The sequence below is a fragment of the Phenylobacterium sp. T106 genome (genome assembly GCF_057219735.1).
On record NZ_JBXVWA010000002.1, the window covers coordinates 578,942 to 594,308 of the forward strand.

Genomic DNA, 15,367 nt, shown 5'->3' on the forward strand with positions numbered 1-15,367 from the left:
TATCAGTCTTCGATTTTCTTGGAAACGACGGCCGAGCCCGCGGAGCCCGTCAGCCAGCCGTGGAAAGCCGCGGAGAACTTTCCGGCTTCCGAGCCCGCCACCACGATGTGGATGAACTTGCCGTCGGCGAACTTGGGCGCGGGCGAATCCAGCACCGCGTCGGTCATCTTCGCGGCGGACGCCAAGGGGATTCCGGCCCCCGACACCGCATTGGCGACCATCTCGCGGAGCGGCCGCGCCGTCACCGCCTGGATGCGCTCGCGCAGGCGGGCCTTGGGGTAGTCGCCCTGTGAGGTGAGCGTCTTCACATGCTCGGGGCAGACCACCAGCAGGGCGTCGACCGGGATCCGGTGGATCTTCGACAGGAAGACGCCCTCCAGCCCCAGGCCCAGCGTGCCCGCGATCTGGTCCGGTTCGCGGGACTCCTGATCGACGATCTGGACCGGACCGCTGGTCATGGCGAAGGCGGTGATGACCGAGTCCTCGCGGCCGAAGCCGCGCTCCACGTGCAGGGGCTCCCACGGCGAGCCTTCCTCCCACTCGGCGAAGCACATGGTGAACTTCATCGGATTGGAGAGGGTCGAGCGGTCGGTGCCGCCGGGCCTGGCCCCCCCGACGTTGCGCACCACGAGCCGGACGGCGCGGCCGATCGTGGCGTTGGCGCGGTTGCCGTTGCCCAGGGCGGCCTGCTTCATGTTCATGCCGATGCGGTGACGGATGGGGCCGTTCACGATCAGCACGGGGGCGGCGCCCATGGTCGTGGCGTTCACGCCGTGGATGTTGAACTCGTCGGTGCAGACCGCCTCGACCCCCGCCAGGACGACCGGCAGGTACTCGGGCTTGCAGCCGGCCATCACGGCGTTGATGGCGACCTTCTCCACCGTCACCGGAGCCATGCTGGGCGGGACGATCGCGACGATGTCCTGCGGCGACCGCCGCGTCCCCGTGAGCATGCGTAGCACGCGCTCGGGCGTTGGCGCCACCAGCGGCAGGCCGTCCGAGAAGCCCTGATCGAACATGAACTCGTCGATGTCGTCGGACGGCGCGACCTCGATGCGTCGCGCCCGTATCGGGCTGCCGTCGGCTTCCGCGAGCAGGCGGTCGTGGATCTCCGGATCGAGGTGCTTGGAGCCGCATCCCGGCCGCCAGTCGGGGAGTTGCGGCCAGTCCACGGCGGGTGGCGGCAGGGCCAGCTCCGCGGAGATCCGCTGGGCGAGCTGCCGCCACTCCTCGCGGACGAATCCTTCCAGGGGCGCGCCCGGTTCCTGGCCTGGAGCGATCCAGTACACGGCAGGCACGATGTCGAAGCCCCACGCCAGCGACGTCCTCAGCGCACTGTCGTCGAGGATCGGCAGGGTCAGGCCGTGACGGTCCTTCAGGATCGCATTGCCGTCGGCGGTCTGGCCCACCATCCAGACGTCCGCGGCGTCGGCCCATGCGCGGTGGAACGCCTCCAGCACGGGCGCGGTCAGGTTGCAGGTCGCGCAGTCCTCCTTGACGAAGGCGATCAGGCTGGGGCGGCCGGTCGGAAACCGCCGAGGCTCGCCGGCCATGTCGGGCAGGGAGAAGGCCGTGGCGGTCATCGGGCTGTCCTCATGTTCGCACGCGTGCGCGGGGCCGCATCTGGCGGAGGCGGATGGGAATCGAACCCACCACACGCCTTGTCGACGTGTCGCCGGTTTTGAAGACCGGGGAAGCCACCAGACTCCAGTCACCTCCAGGGTGCGACACTAGGCTGGGTTCCGTGGCGTCCCGAAGCGCTTTCGCGAAACTCGACGATCCGGCGCACGTCGCCTTCGCGGACCGTGTCCCCGCGGGCGTCCAGGAATTCCAGGATCGGGACGATGAACTTGCGCGACGTGCCCAGGGCTTCCCGCGCGGCGCCGGTGGGAAACGCGGCGGGCGGCGGAAAGGCGGCGCGCAGCCTGGCGAGCGCCTCGTCCAGGGCGGCCACGTGGAACACCAGGGTCTGGCGCAAGGCGTGGTTCCGCAGGCGCGCCAGACGGTCGAGGTCGATCAACAGCTCGACCAGCGCCGCGTCGTCGCTGCCCGGCGGCGCAAGCACGGCCAGGTCGGGCGGCGATGCACCGCCCTCGCGGATCTGGCCCTCCAGCTGGCGCAGGCGTGCGAGCGCCGTGGTGGAAAGCCGCGCCAGCGGGTCGTGCGAGGCCAAGGCCACCCGCGCGCCGTTCAGCCTGATGTCGCCGTCGCGGACGAGCTGTCGTTCCACGTGATCCAGGAGGTCCCGGGAGGTCGTGCGGCCGAAGCCGGCGCGGATCGCAGCGACCTGCGCCCACGCCCGGTCCGGGTCCGCGCGATGGGCCTCGGCCAACCGTGACCGGTAGGCCTCGCGTGTGGCGTCGATGACGGCGGGCGAGGCCAGCAGGTCGGGCGCGAGTTCGCGGAACGCTCCCAGCCGGGCCCGGACCTCGGCCGCCGGCCGCCGCGAAAGCCGCGCCGCTTCCGAGGTCGTGAGAACACCGCCGTCGCGGCGGGCCAGCAGCTCGGCGATCTGGTCGAGGTCCCCCGCGGCTGCGGCTTCCAGAAGTTCGCTGCGCGCGCCGGCGTCTCCCCGCAGCCTCGGCGCCACGGGATCCAGCACCACGGCGCCGCCGATCGTCTCGGCAGGGGAGGGACGGCGCAGCACCGCGCGCTGGCCCGCGAACGCCGCCACCGGCGACGTGAAGCGAAGCTGCGCCAGGCCCCGTGCGCCCGGCGTCAGCGCACCGTCGGCCAGCAGCCGCACCTTCGCCAGGTCCTGCCGCGCGCCCCACATCACCCGAACCTCGTCGCCCGATTTCAGGGGCCGGACGCTGTCCGCCGCCAGCCCGAGCTGAACATCGACCAGCAGGCTGGGTGCGAGGGCGTGCGGCGTGCAGAGGATGTCGCCCGCGCGGACCTCGTCGAGCGTGACGCCGCGCAGCGCCGCCGCGACGCGTCCGCCCGGCGCCGCGCTTTCCACCGCGGCGCCGTGCACCTGCAGCTGGCGCAGGGTGACCTGCACGCCCGAGGGCATCAGCATAGCCGGCGCTCCCGTTCGCAGGGGCCCGCCGTGGAGCGTCCCCGTCACCACCGTGCCTGCGCCGGCCACCGTGAAGACCCTGTCCAGCGGCAGGATCGCCCCCGGCGCCGGCTCGGGTTCGGGACGGCGCGCGACGAGGGCCGCCAGGGCCTCGTGCAGGGCCGCGAGGCCCGCTCCGGTCTGCGCGGAGCATGCGATCATCGGCGCGCCCGCGAGGAACGTGCCTTCGACCTCGGCGGCGATGCGCGAGCGGACGGCGGCGGCGTCGTCATCGCCGAGCAGGTCCGACTTGCTGATCGCGACGATGCCGGCGCGCAGGCCCAGCAGTTCGGCCACGCGCAGGTGTTCCCGGGTCTGCCGGCCGAAGCCCTCGGTCGCCGAGACCACCAGGAGGGCCGCGCGCGCGCCGGTGGTCCCCATCACCATCGCCCGGATGAAGTCCTCGTGCCCGGGCGCGTCCAGGAAATCCACCGCGCCGTCCGGGTAATCGCGCCAGGCGTAGCCGAGCGTGATCGACAGGCCCCGCGCCTTCTCCTCCGCCAGCCGGTCGGTCTCGATCCCGGTGAGGGCCCGGACGAGCGCGGTCTTGCCGTGGTTCACATGGCCGATCACCGCGACGCTGAGGGAGGGTCCAGGGCCCATGGCGACGTCCCTACGCAAAAGCGCGCCGGCCGTCATCCGACCCGGCGCGCCTTGCCCGGCGCCCGCCGGACTCCTTACTGTCGCGCGCTGCCCGGAGGAGCTCGATGACAGCCGCGTCCGACGCCCGGAACCCGGATCCGCGCCGCCGCCTGCCGGCCGTGGGGACGGTTTGCGCGGACCCCGCGGCGTCGGCGCTGACGCACAGGTTCGGCGCGACCGCCGTCGTCGCAGCGGTGCGGACGGTGCTGGACGAGACCCGGGGCCGGCTCCGGTCGGACCCCGGCGGCGTCCCCACGATCGCCGAGCTTCTCGCCGCCTGCGCCGCCAGGCTGGAGGCCCGCGCGCGGGCGACCCTGGTCCCGGTGATCAACGCCACGGGCGTGGTCATCCACACCAACCTCGGCCGCGCGCCCCTCGCGCCCGAGGCCGTCGCGGCCATGGAGGCCACGGCGGGATACGGCAATCTGGAACTGAACCTGGACACCGGCCGGCGCGCCTCGCGCCACGACCATCTCGACGCGCTCATCGCCGAGCTTTCCGGCGCCGAGGCCGGGCTGGCGGTGAACAACTGCGCCGGGGCGGTCCTGCTGGCGCTCGCGGCCGTCGCGGACCGCGCGCCGGTCATCGTGTCGCGCGGCGAACTGGTGGAGATCGGCGGCGGCTTCCGCGTGCCCGACGTGGTGGCGCAGAGCGGTTCGCGCCTCGTCGAGGTCGGCGCCACCAACCGCACTCACCTGCGCGACTACGAACAGGCGCTTCGGGAGCACCCGGATGCGAAGGTGATCCTGCGCACCCACCCCAGCAACTTCCGCATGACGGGGTTCACCAGCAGCCCTTCGCTGGACGCTCTCGCCCGCTTCGCGCACGCCCACGGCCTGCTGCTGATCGAGGACCTGGGCGGCGGCGCCCTGATCGACCTTGGCCCCTATGGGATCCCCGACGAGCCCACGGTGCAGGCCAGCCTCCGCGCCGGCGTCGACCTCGTGCTCTTCAGCGGCGACAAGCTGCTGGGCGGGCCGCAGGCGGGCATCGCCGCGGGCTCCCGCGATCTCGTCGACCGGCTGGGCCGCCATCCCCTGGCCCGGGCGCTACGCCTCGGCAAGCCGTCGGTCGCGGCGCTGGCCGCGACGCTGCGCCTGTACCGCGCCCCCGCCGACCCCACTCAGCGGATTCCCGTGCTGCGAATGCTGACCGAGCCGCTCGCGGCGATCGCCGCCCGCGCGGAAGCCCTGGCCTCGCGGATCGCCGACGTGCCTGCGCTCGAGGCGGCCGTCGAAGAGACCCAGGGCTATGCGGGCGGGGGCGCGATGCCGATGCTCCCGCTGCCGGGCCGGGCGGTGGCGCTTCGGAGCCGCCGGTTCAGCCCCGACGACCTCGCGCGCCGGCTCCGCAATGGGGCGACGCCGGTTCTCGGCCGGATCGAGCGAGATCTCCTGCTGCTGGAGCTGCGCACCGTGTCGGACGCCGAACTGCCGGCCCTCGCGGCCGCCATCGCCCAGGCGGCGTGACGCAGCGCGCACGCGCCCGGGCGGCGCCCGAGGTCGGCGCCTAGAGCAGGCCGACCGTGTCCTGGAGCGCCGCGCAGGTGGCGAGCAGCGCCGTGGCGACGCGGGCCTCGTCCTCCTGGGTGACCCGCTCGACGGGCGCGGAGATCGAGATCGCGGCGGCGGGCGATCCCGTCCGGCCGGGGATCGCGCAGCCGATGCTCACCACGCCCGGCGTGTCCCGTGAGATCGCGTAGCCCCGGCGGCGGGCTTCTTCCAGGTCGCGCACGGTCTCGTCCAGAGTAGCCTCGCGCCGGTCGCCGGCATGCGCCAGCGCCCGCGCCGCGGCGTCGCGGAGGTCGGCGGCCTCGGCCAGCATGGCGCGGCCGCCCGACGTCAGCAGCGCGGGAACCCGGCTGCCGGGGCGCGCGGAGAAGCGGGTGGGGCGGGGCGAGACGAGCCGCTCGAGGTACAGGACATCCTCGCCGGACGGGACCAGCAGGCTGACGGTTTCGCCCACCTCCCGGTGCAGCGACTGCAGGAACGAGGCCGCCGCGCGCTTCACGGGGTGCTCGAAGACGATGGCCGAACCCAGTTCCCACAGCTTCAGGGACGCCCCGTACCGCCCTGTCTCGGCCTCCTGGATCACGTAGCCCAGGGCGACGAGCGTCTGCAGGATCCTGTGCGCGGTGCTCTTCTGCAGGCCGACCTGCTCCGACAGGCGGGACAGTCGCACCGGCGCCCCGGCCGACGCCAGCGCCTCGAGGATCGCGAGAGACCGGGAGACGGCCTGGTCCATACTGTTCCTTCGATGAAATGCCGAGACGGGGCGATTGACTCGAAAGGACGTCCGGTCAGAGAATGCCGTCAGTCAATACGTCGTTCCGTAGAACGGAACAAGCGGCGCTGGAGGGAGAGCCGATGTCGTTGCGTGGACCCACCCGTCGCTCCGCGCTTGCGGCCGGCGGCCTGGCCGTGGCCGCCGGGCCCTCCTGGGCGCAGTCGGAGTCCATCGTCGAGACCACCGAGGGGAAGTACCGGGGGCGCGTCAGCGACAGGATCCACGTCTTCAAGGGCATGCGCTACGGCGCCTCGACGGCCGGGGCAGGCCGGTTCCGTCCGCCGCGTCCGGCCGAGCGGTTCGCCGGCGTCCGCGACGCGCTGGACTACGGCGACCAGACGCCCCAGGTGCGCTCGAGCCTCGCCGACCCCGGACCGATGAGCGAGGACTGCCTGCGGATAAACGTCTGGACGCCGGGCCTGGGCGACGGGCGCAGGCGGCCGGTGCTGCTGTGGTTCCACGGCGGCGGGTTCGAGGCGGGCTCGGGCTCGGCGCCGATCTACGACGGGACGCGGATGGCCCGGCGGGGCGATGCGGTGATCTGCACGATCAACCACCGCCTCAACGTCTTCGGCTTCTGCGATCTGTCGTCGTACCTGGGCGAGCCGTTCCGGCAGTCGGGCAACGTCGGCTACCTCGACCTCGTGGCCGCCATGCGATGGGTCCGCGCCAACATCTCGGCCTTCGGCGGCGACCCGGCCAACGTGATGATCTACGGGCAGTCGGGCGGCGGGCGGAAGGTGAGCATCTGCTACGCAGGGCAGGACGCGGCCGGGCTGTTCGCCAAGGGCGTCGTGCAGTCGGGCTCGCACCTGCTGATCCAGACCCCGGAGCAGTCCGGCGCGCTCACGGCGTCTCTGCTGAAGACGCTCGACATCGACCCGAAGAACGCCGCGGCCCTGCTGGAGGTCCCGCAGGAACGGCTGACGGCGGCTCAGCGCGACGTCATCGTCAAGGCAGGCTACCGGTTCGAGCCCGTGCTGGACGGCGTCACCTTCACGGCCCATCCGTGGATCCCGAACGCGCCCCAGCGGACGGCCCGGGTCCCGCTGATGCTGGGCACGACCCGGACCGAGCTCTCGAACCAGCTTGGACGGGATCCGGCGGTCTATGCGCTGGATGACGCGGCCCTGAAGGCCCGGCTGAGGACCTTCCTGCCCGCGCCGGACCTGGACGAGGCGGTCGCCGCTTTCAGGGCCGCAAACCCGGCTGCGTCGCCCACCGAACTCTACTTCCTCATCACCTCCTGGCGGTCGTACATCCTGAACGCCACCATCATGGCTGAGGCGCGGGACACGCTGAACGGCGCCCGGAACCCCACCTGGATGTACCAGGTCACCTGGCGCTCGCCGGCCGAGGGCGGCCGCCGGATCAGCCAGCACACGCTGGACCTGCCGTTCATGTTCGACAACGTGGCGCGGGCGCCTCATCTGACCGGGCCGGAAAGCGCCGAGACCCGGGCCATGACCGAGGCGATGGCCGGCGCCTGGCTGGCCTTCGCGCGCTCGGGCGATCCGAACCACAAGGGCCTGCCCCATTGGCCCGCCTACGACCGCGCGCAGCGGCGGACGATGCTGTTCGAGACGCCCGCGAAGGTGGTCGCCGATCCCTTTGCGGCCGAGCGCCGGTTCATGGCGCGATACGAGCCGGTGCGCGCCACCGCGCGGAGTGAGTAGGGCGATGACCTCGGCCTCGCGTCGCGGCCTCCTGGCCGGCGCAACCGCCGCGGCGCTCGGATCGCTGGCGCCCGAGGCTGCGGCGCAGCCGCTGCAGCCGCAGGTGACCCCCGCGCTGAGCCGCTTCGTGGCCGCCAGCCCGTCTGCGTCCATCCCCGAGGACGTGCGCGAAGCCGGCCGGCTCCACATCCTGGACACCCTGGCGTCGATCGTCGCCTGCCGCGACCTGCAGCCGGCCGTCCTGGCCCGCCGGTTCGCCGAGCAGCAGTCGGGCGCGCCCCGGCGCAACGCCGCCACTATCCTGGGGACGCAGTCGCGGGCCGCCCTGATCGACGCCGTGTTCGCCTCGGCGATGACCGGGCACGCCGCCGAGATCAACGACTTCATCCCGTCGGCCTTCGTGCAGCCGGGTCCGCCCATCGTATCGGCCGCCGTCGCCCTGGCTGAACAGCGCGGGCTGGGCGGGGATGCGGTGCTCCGGGCGACCATCACCGGCTACGAGCTGGCCAGTCGCGTCCCCAAGGCGCTGGGCCTGCGCAATCTCAACCGCAGCGGCCTGGCGAACCACGGGATCGGCCCGGTGTTCGGCGTCGCCGCCGCCGCGGCTTCGATGATGCGCCTGCCCGAGCCCCGCATCCCCGACCTCCTGACCTACTGCTCCCAGCAGGCGGCCGGCTCCTGGCAGTGGCTGCTGGACGTGGAGCATGTGGAAAAGGCCTTCGTGTTCGCCGGGATGGGCGCCCGCGCGGGGCTGCAGGCGGCGCTGTTCGCGGAGCTCGGCTTCACGGGGGTGCGGAACAACCTGGATCAGCCCGGCGGCTTCCTGGACCAGGGCGTCTTCAAGGGGCCGGACAGCGACCTCGACCGGAGCCGCCTGATCGACGGCCTGGGCCAGCGCTGGGAGATGTCGCATGCGGCCTTCAAGCGCTATCCGACCGGGGGCCCGACCCAGCCGGCGGTCGAGGGCCTGCTGAAGCTGCTGCGGGAGCTGCGCGCCGAGACGGTGCGGCAGGTCAGGATCGAGATGCCCGGCCGCTGGCAGGCGTTCCGTGACGCCGAGATGCCGGCGCTGAACCTGCGCTACCTCACCGCGATCATCCTCATCGACCGCCGCCTGGACTTCGTGTCGGCCCAGTCGCTCGAACGGATGCGGACGGACGCGGCGGTCCACGCGCTGATGGGCCGGGTGGAGATCGCGCACGACCCGGCGCAGGAGACGCCGCCGGGGCAGCCGCGTGCCGAGTCCGCGCGGGTGATCGCCACCGATGCGTCCGGCGGCCGCCGCGAGGCCTTCGTGCCCTATGTGCTGGGCTACCCCTCGCATCCCATGGCCCGCGCCGACGTGGAGGCCAAGGCCTTCGACCTCATGGCGCCGCGCCTGGGGAGCCGGCGCGCGCGCGAGGCGATCGCCCGCTGCCGCGAGATCGAAACCGTGAGGTCGGGCGCCGAACTCGTCCGCCTCATCGCCAGCTGACCGGAGACCTGCCATGACGCATCCGAACGTCCACCGCCGCGCCCTCCTGGGCGGGGTCGCCGCCAGCTTCGCGGCCGGGGCCGGGCGCGCGGCCGTGGGCGACATCTTCCCGATCGTGGAGACGGCGGACGGCAAGCTCCGGGGCCTGGTTTCCGGCGGGATCAAGGTGTTCAAGGGCGTGCCCTACGGCGCCGACACCTCGGGCCCCAATCGCTTCCGCCCGCCCCAGCCGGTGAAGAATTGGGCGGGCGTGCGCGACGCGCTCGACTACGGCAACGTCTGTCCGCAGACGCCGGGCGACCGCCGCCGCGACTACGCCAACCTGATCTTCCTGGACTACCAGCCGGGCGGCATGGGCGAGGACTGCCTCAACCTGAACCTCTGGACCCCCGACCTGTCGCCCACGGCGAAGAAGCCCGTGATCGTCCGCTTCCATGGCGGCGGGTTCTACGGCGGGTCCAGCAATTCCCCTGGCATGGATGGCGAGATGCTGGCGCGCTACGGCGACTGCGTGGTGCTGTCGGTGAACCACAGGCTGAGCGCCTTCGGGTTCCTCCACCTGGCCGACTCGGGCGCGCCGACCGACTTCGCCCAGTCGGGGATGGCCGGGATGCTGGACCTGGTCGCCTGCCTGCGGTGGGTGCGGACCAACATCGCGGCGTTCGGGGGCGACCCGAGCCGGGTGATGATCATCGGCCAGTCGGGCGGCGGGGCGAAGGTCAGCGGACTGATGGCGATGCCGTCGGCGCAGGGCCTCTTCCACCGGGCGGTCCAGATGAGCGGCGCGATGCTTCGCGTGGCGCCCCGCGACCGGGCCAAGGGAACCGCGGACGCCCTGCTCAAGGCCGTGAACCTTCGCGGCGGCGACGTGCGCAGGCTGCAGTCGATGCCGTTCTACGATCTCCTCTCGGTCCAGGCCGACCTGGAGGCCTCGGCGCGGTCGCGGGGCGAGGCGCCCTCGTCCTTCACGCCGGTGCTGGACGGCGTGGCGATGCCGCGTCACCCGTTCGACCCGGACGCCCCGGCCATCAGCGCCGACGTTCCGATGATCGTCAGCACGACCCTGGACGAGCGCAGCTACCGCCAGGCCAACTTCGACGAGACCTGGGAGGGCCTGAAGGCCGCGCTCGGTCCCCGACTGGGCCGCGACGCCGACGAGATCATCCGGATGTACCGCGAGGAGGACGCGAAGGCCTCGCCCTATCTCCTCCAGGCGCGGATCATCTCGGACATGGGCCGCGGCGCGAGCTTCGCGATGGCCGAGCGCAAGGCGGCGCTGGGGAAGGCGCCCGCCTACGTCTACCTGTGGAAGGCGGCGAGCCCGGCGTGGGGCGGCCGGTATGGCGCCACGCACGGCGTCGACGTGGGGCCCAGCAGCCGCGAGATCCGCGGCGCGCTGCAGGGGCCCAACCCGGAGAGCCAGAGGCTGGCCGACGAACTGTCGTCGGCCCTGGTGGCGTTCGCGGCCACGGGTCGGCCCGACGGCAAGGCGCTGGGCCCATGGGCTCCCTACGACGCGAGCCGTCGCGCCACCATGGTGTTCGATCAGCCGAGAAGCGGCTTGGCGGACGATCCGCGCGGCGCGTTCCGCCGGCTGTGGGCGGCTCGCGCCGCCCAGTCGGCGGCGGGCTGATGCGCCGGGGCCTCGCCGCGGCCGTCGCCGCCCTCGCCGCCGTCGCCGTCGCCGCCGGCGCGGAGCCCGTGCAGGTGTCCACCAGGGCCGGCGTGCTGGTGGGCGAGAGCCGCGACGGCGTGCGCGTGTTCAAGGGCGTGCCCTATGCGCAGCCGCCCGTCGGCCCGCTGCGCTGGGCGGCTCCGCGACCGGTGGCCTGGAAGGGCGCCCGGCCCGCGGTCGCGTTCGCCCTGCCGTGCCTGCAGCCCGACGGCGTGGACGGCCGGCGCAACGGCGGCGGACATTCGGGCCCGTCGTCCGAGGACTGCCTCTACCTGAACGTCTGGGCGCCGGCCGCCGCGAAGAAGGCGCCGATCATGCTCTGGCTCTACGGCGGCGGCGGCACCATGGGGGGCGGCCACCTGCCGGCCTACAGCGGCGACGCCTTCGCGCGGGACGGCGTCGTGCTGGTGACGATCAACTACCGGCTTGGCGCGCTGGGCGGCTTCGCGCACCCGGCGCTGACGCGCGCCGGCGAGGGCTTCGGCAACTACCACCTGCTGGACGCGATGGCCGCGCTCCGCTGGATCAAGGCGAACGCCGCAGCGTTCGGCGGCGACCCCGCGAACATCACCGTCTTCGGCGAGTCGGCCGGCGCCACGATGGTGGCGAACCTGATCACCAGCCCGATGGCGAAGGGCCTGTTCGCCAAGGCGATCATCCAGAGCACCGGATCGCTGCCGACGCCCGCGACCCCCCTGAAGGCCGCCGAGGCCAGGGGCGCCGAGGTGGCGACCCTCCTGGGGCTGCCGGGCGCCGAGGCCAGCGCCGAAGAGCTCCGGGCGCTGCCGGCCGACCGGATCATCCTCGACCGCCGCACGGGCTTCGGCCACCGCACGATCCTCGACGGCCGGGTGAAGACCCAGTCGATCATGGAGGCCTTCTCCGCCGGCACGGCGCTGGATGTCCCGCTGATGATCGGCACCAACAGCGACGAGGGCCGCCTGAGCGGCACGCAGCGGGTGGCGGCCTACGCCATGGGCGGCGCGCCGGTCTGGCAGTACTTCTTCGACTACGTCCCGGAGTGGCGACGGGCCGAACAGCCGAACGGCGTCCCCCACGCGGGCGAGATCCCCTACGTCTTCGACACGCTCTCGGCGGACCGGGCCGGCGCGAGGATGACGCCCAGGGACCACGCCGTTGCGGCGCGCGTGCACGGCTGCTGGGTGGCGTTCGCCAGGGCGGCCGCGTCCGCACGCTCGCTCGCCTGTGCGGACGGCTTCGAATGGCCGGCCCGCAGCGATGCGAACGGCGGCGCCGTCGCGATCTTCGAGGAGCGCCCGAGGCTGGGCGTCGCCTCCGCCCTTCGCTCCCCGCCGAACGGCGCCAAGCCCGGCCCGACCAGCCGGGACGAGGAGTAGCCCCGCCGAGCGCCGCCGCCCGGCGGCGCAGGCCCCCTGCGAACATGCGCCTCGCGCGACGCTCAGCGCTTGGTCGCGTGGCGCAATGAGGCGGTGGCCGGGAGAACCAGGCGCGCAAGGTCTTGTTTGCCTAAGGACCGGACGTCTCCGACCGTTGGCCCAGGGCAAGTCCCCGAGCCAGGGAAGTTGAGCGGCCGAGCGCAGCGAGTCTCACCACCCGGGCGTCAGAAGCACTGCAGAATCATCCAGATCTTCGAGAAATCACGAGCGCGCGCGTCCTGCTCACGGATCCAGAAATAGAGCATGCCGGTATCGCCCCACATCATGCCGGCGTCGTTGTCCGTATCGACCTGGAGAAGCAGCCGCCAGTCCGCGGAAGACGTTCCGCCACTAGGCTTCGGGCCCGTGCGCCAGCGATCCAGTCCCTGCGTGACCTGCTGGCATTGCGCCTCCATATCGTCCGCTTGCACGGGACGAGGGAATCCACCGACCTGATGAACGGGTTCTGTCGGTTGGAGCGCCTCGACCGCAGCTTGCACAGCGAGCCTTTCCGCCTTCGTCATTCCCCTCCAGTCGAGACCGAGCCGATCCTCTGATGGAAGCGAAACGGCTGGCGAGAACTGGACAGGATGTCCTCGGAACTTCTCACCTTCACCAAGGTCGGCAGGCTCTACGGCCGGCTTCGGCTCACCCACCTCATAGACGACGGCTGCACTGCCCGCGTCCTTCGCCTCCATGCCCCAAGAGCCATGCTCGAGTTCGTAGAAGAACATCAGCCGTCCGTTGTCCGGCAGCCAGTCGGGTCCGTCCGCAGCCCTCAGCTCCGCGAGATCAAGCTGCGCGACGCAGGAGAGGGGGCGGCCCTCGTAGCGCGGCCATGGGCCGGCGAGGTCCGGAACACCGCCCAGGCGCGAGTTCCCAGACCCGCCCGACGATATGCGAACGCACGGCTGCGCCAACGCCTGCAATCGAGCGACGATGGCGTTGGCGCGTTCCGCGGGATCGCGCGGTGGATCGATGGCTTTTTTCCCAAAGGGGCTTAGCAGCCTCTTGAAGAGCGACATGTCGCATCCCCCGCGAACCATTCACTCGGATAGTCTAGAACAAAAAAAGAACAACGCAACCTCCGGGAATCGGCGGCGGCTGCGCCCGTGCGGCCGCCACCGACCTCGGCTATTCGCGGCGCGGCGGGGGCGGCGCAGGCGGGCGGGTCAGATTCTCCCACGCGTCAGCAGCATAGGAGCCGATGGCGGTCGGAAACGTCTTTTGCCAATCCGTCGTGCCGTGCCAGGCCCTCATGATGGGGTTGAACCGCGGCTTGCCGTTCCAGGCGCCGTGCAGGCGACGATGCGTCTCCTGAGGCAACGTCTTGAGCAGCGCCGGGTTGTTCTTCCAGCTCTGCGCGGAGCGGCTTAGGCCGTTGAGCGCGACAGTGTGGTGGATCTCATCGCCCTTGCCCGCAAGGCCGGCCCGGCGAATCCGCTTCGCCGTGGCGCCTGCGCTCATCGATTTCTTCGTGACAAGGCCAATTCCCTTGGTCGCCGCCCTCGTACCCTTGACGATCGCGCCGACCGGCAAGGCGTCGGCAACAGCCATGGTAGCGTTGAACGCGGCGCCGCCGTAGTTCCCGTCCTGAAGGTCGGCAGCGGCCTCCCACGCTGGACCAACGACGGGGATGAAGGATTGCAGGGTGGTCGGCCGCTGAATCTTCGGAGCGTCCTGCAAAGCCCCCAATGCGTCCTGCGCCAGGTCGAGGGGCGAGCGCACGCCGCGATACTCAGCTTCCCGCTGTGCTCTGATCTTGGCCATGTCCCTGTCGTAAAGTTCGCCGGCTGGATCCGGCACGCTCCGCGGTTCACCGCGCGGCATTCTTCCCATCAGATGTCTCCATGAGGCTGGTGCGCCGCTCAAGGCGGGCTGTGCCCGCGCGGCTTCCCCGCACAGGCCTGAAAGCTCAGATGACCGGAATCTTGGCGGCTCGACGTGTCCGCTGCGCGGGTGACAAGGCGCTGATCCTGACCGGATCAGAGCACATCGCGGCGAATCTGTCAAGAACAGAAGCAGAACTTCATCGACCCGAGCAGGTCTTGAAGCACGCGTGAGGAAGACGCTTCGCGCCGCCCACGGCGTCGCACGCGCCCAACGGCGCCCACGTGACGCGCGGGCGTCTTGTCATCCATTGGCGGGAAGGTGTCTTCCCAGGATATCGGGGAGAATGAATGGTCGGAGTGGCAGGATTTGAACCTGCGACCCCCGCGTCCCGAACGCGGTGCTCTACCAGACTGAGCCACACTCCGACTTGGAGGAGGGGCTTATAGAGGAGGGTTCCGGGCCTCGCAAGCGCGCGGAAAACCGGCGCCGTCAGAGGCGTTGCATCCGTCGGTCCGGTAGGCTATTTCCCCCGCTCCCGAGGGGGTGGACCCCCTCCGGTGACCGTTCCTGCTGGGGAATGGTGTAATGGTAACACAGCGGTTTTTGGTACCGTTATTCTAGGTTCGAGTCCTAGTTCCCCAGCCACGGCTTTCCGACCGGCCGCCCACGCGGGCGCTCCTGACGGCGGACCACCACTCACGGTTCATGCGACAGCCCGTCACACGTGAATCTACCTAAGGATTCGTCACGGATTTCCAGCCCGCGAATCACTGTGGTTCTTTCTCGTTAACCATAGTGAACACCGGCGGAAGGACGCGGTGGAGAAGGCTTCGGACGCCCCGTGAAGGGCTGCCCGAGGGGTCTCCCGAGCGCTCACTCCGCGGGGCCGAGCCTGGGGGCTGGAGTGGGCGGTAGAGTCCTGATCATCGACGACGACCCGGCGCTGCTGCGCCTCATGTCCATGGCCTTCCAGCAGGCGGGCTTCGGCGTGGTGGCGGCCGACAACGGGCGCAAGGGGATCCGTCTCGCCAGCGCCCACCGGCCGGACCTGGTGGTCACCGACATCGTGATGCCCGACATCGAGGGCATCGGCGCGATCCGCGCGATGAAGCAGGTGGCGCGGCCGCCCAAGATCATCGCCATCTCCGGCGCCGGCCGCGCGCGCGGCGCCGACTACCTGAGCTGGGCCAAGCATCTCGGCGCCGATGAGGTGCTCGCCAAGCCGTTCCGCATGTCTGAGCTCGTCAAGATGTCGCAGTCGGTGATCGCCGGCGGCGCCGCCCATCCATCCGTCCAACCGCAAACCGCCTTAGGGGGCTAGCC

The 15,367-nt window shown here is 71.6% G+C and carries 11 protein-coding genes and 3 tRNA genes; 7 read left to right on the forward strand and 7 right to left on the reverse strand.

The genetic code is table 11. The annotated features are described in order from the left end of the window. Window positions 1-2: 2 nt before the first annotated feature. The 3 genes from AC2D8W_RS07450 to selB all read right to left on the reverse strand — a co-directional run bounded on the left by AC2D8W_RS07450 (window position 3) and on the right by selB (window position 3,664). A complete protein-coding gene (locus AC2D8W_RS07450; RefSeq protein WP_484671010.1) occupies window positions 3-1,583 on the reverse strand; it encodes a peroxiredoxin family protein in 1,581 nt (526 codons plus the stop codon). A 41-nt stretch (window positions 1,584-1,624) separates the two neighbouring features. After that, window positions 1,625-1,719, reverse strand: a tRNA-Sec gene (locus tag AC2D8W_RS07455). Further along, window positions 1,712-3,664 (reverse strand): selenocysteine-specific translation elongation factor, encoded by a 1,953-nt coding sequence (gene selB, locus AC2D8W_RS07460; protein ID WP_484671011.1) that lies wholly within the window; start codon window positions 3,662-3,664, stop codon window positions 1,712-1,714. Before selB ends, AC2D8W_RS07455 begins: the two co-directional genes overlap by 8 nt. A gap of 104 nt (window positions 3,665-3,768) precedes the next feature. On the opposite strand from selB, the gene selA reads away from it, so the two are divergent. After that, entirely contained in the window at window positions 3,769-5,172 is a 1,404-nt protein-coding gene (selA, locus tag AC2D8W_RS07465; protein ID WP_484671012.1) for an L-seryl-tRNA(Sec) selenium transferase, read from the forward strand. A 40-nt stretch (window positions 5,173-5,212) separates the two neighbouring features. Here selA and AC2D8W_RS07470 read toward each other — a convergent pair whose 3' ends face one another. Further along, window positions 5,213-5,947 (reverse strand): IclR family transcriptional regulator, encoded by a 735-nt coding sequence (locus tag AC2D8W_RS07470; RefSeq protein WP_484671013.1) that lies wholly within the window; start codon window positions 5,945-5,947, stop codon window positions 5,213-5,215. 122 nt (window positions 5,948-6,069) lie between these two features. On the opposite strand from AC2D8W_RS07470, the gene AC2D8W_RS07475 reads away from it, so the two are divergent. Genes AC2D8W_RS07475 through AC2D8W_RS07490 form a run of 4 tightly spaced genes read left to right on the forward strand, consistent with a single transcriptional unit; the run spans window position 6,070 to window position 12,172 of the window. Continuing rightward, complete coding sequence (locus AC2D8W_RS07475; RefSeq protein WP_484671014.1) at window positions 6,070-7,665, forward strand: carboxylesterase/lipase family protein; 1,596 nt, start codon at window positions 6,070-6,072, stop codon at window positions 7,663-7,665. Between the two features lie 4 nt (window positions 7,666-7,669). After that, complete coding sequence (locus AC2D8W_RS07480) at window positions 7,670-9,139, forward strand: MmgE/PrpD family protein (protein WP_484671015.1); 1,470 nt, start codon at window positions 7,670-7,672, stop codon at window positions 9,137-9,139. Between the two features lie 13 nt (window positions 9,140-9,152). Then, window positions 9,153-10,772: a carboxylesterase/lipase family protein gene (locus AC2D8W_RS07485; RefSeq protein WP_484671016.1), complete on the forward strand. Its 1,620-nt coding sequence runs from the start codon at window positions 9,153-9,155 to the stop codon at window positions 10,770-10,772. Beyond that, on the forward strand, window positions 10,772-12,172 hold the full coding sequence (locus AC2D8W_RS07490) for a carboxylesterase/lipase family protein (RefSeq protein ID WP_484671017.1): 1,401 nt from the start codon (window positions 10,772-10,774) through the stop codon (window positions 12,170-12,172). Before AC2D8W_RS07485 ends, AC2D8W_RS07490 begins: the two co-directional genes overlap by 1 nt. Before the next feature lie 224 nt (window positions 12,173-12,396). Here AC2D8W_RS07490 and AC2D8W_RS07495 read toward each other — a convergent pair whose 3' ends face one another. The 3 genes from AC2D8W_RS07495 to AC2D8W_RS07505 form a co-directional block, all read right to left on the reverse strand. After that, the gene (locus AC2D8W_RS07495) at window positions 12,397-13,236 is read right to left on the reverse strand and encodes a YwqG family protein (RefSeq protein WP_484671018.1); all 840 of its coding nucleotides are present in this window, start codon (window positions 13,234-13,236) and stop codon (window positions 12,397-12,399) included. Between the two features lie 109 nt (window positions 13,237-13,345). Further along, a complete protein-coding gene (locus tag AC2D8W_RS07500; RefSeq protein WP_484671019.1) occupies window positions 13,346-13,981 on the reverse strand; it encodes a hypothetical protein in 636 nt (211 codons plus the stop codon). Window positions 13,982-14,392: 411 nt separating this feature from the next. After that, window positions 14,393-14,469: transfer RNA gene (locus AC2D8W_RS07505), tRNA-Pro, on the reverse strand. Between the two features lie 146 nt (window positions 14,470-14,615). Here AC2D8W_RS07505 and AC2D8W_RS07510 point away from each other — a divergent pair. Both AC2D8W_RS07510 and AC2D8W_RS07515 read left to right on the forward strand, forming a co-directional pair. Next, window positions 14,616-14,689, forward strand: a tRNA-Gln gene (locus AC2D8W_RS07510). A 259-nt stretch (window positions 14,690-14,948) separates the two neighbouring features. Next, entirely contained in the window at window positions 14,949-15,365 is a 417-nt protein-coding gene (locus AC2D8W_RS07515; protein WP_293481860.1) for a response regulator transcription factor, read from the forward strand. The last annotated feature ends 2 nt before the right edge of the window (window positions 15,366-15,367 follow it).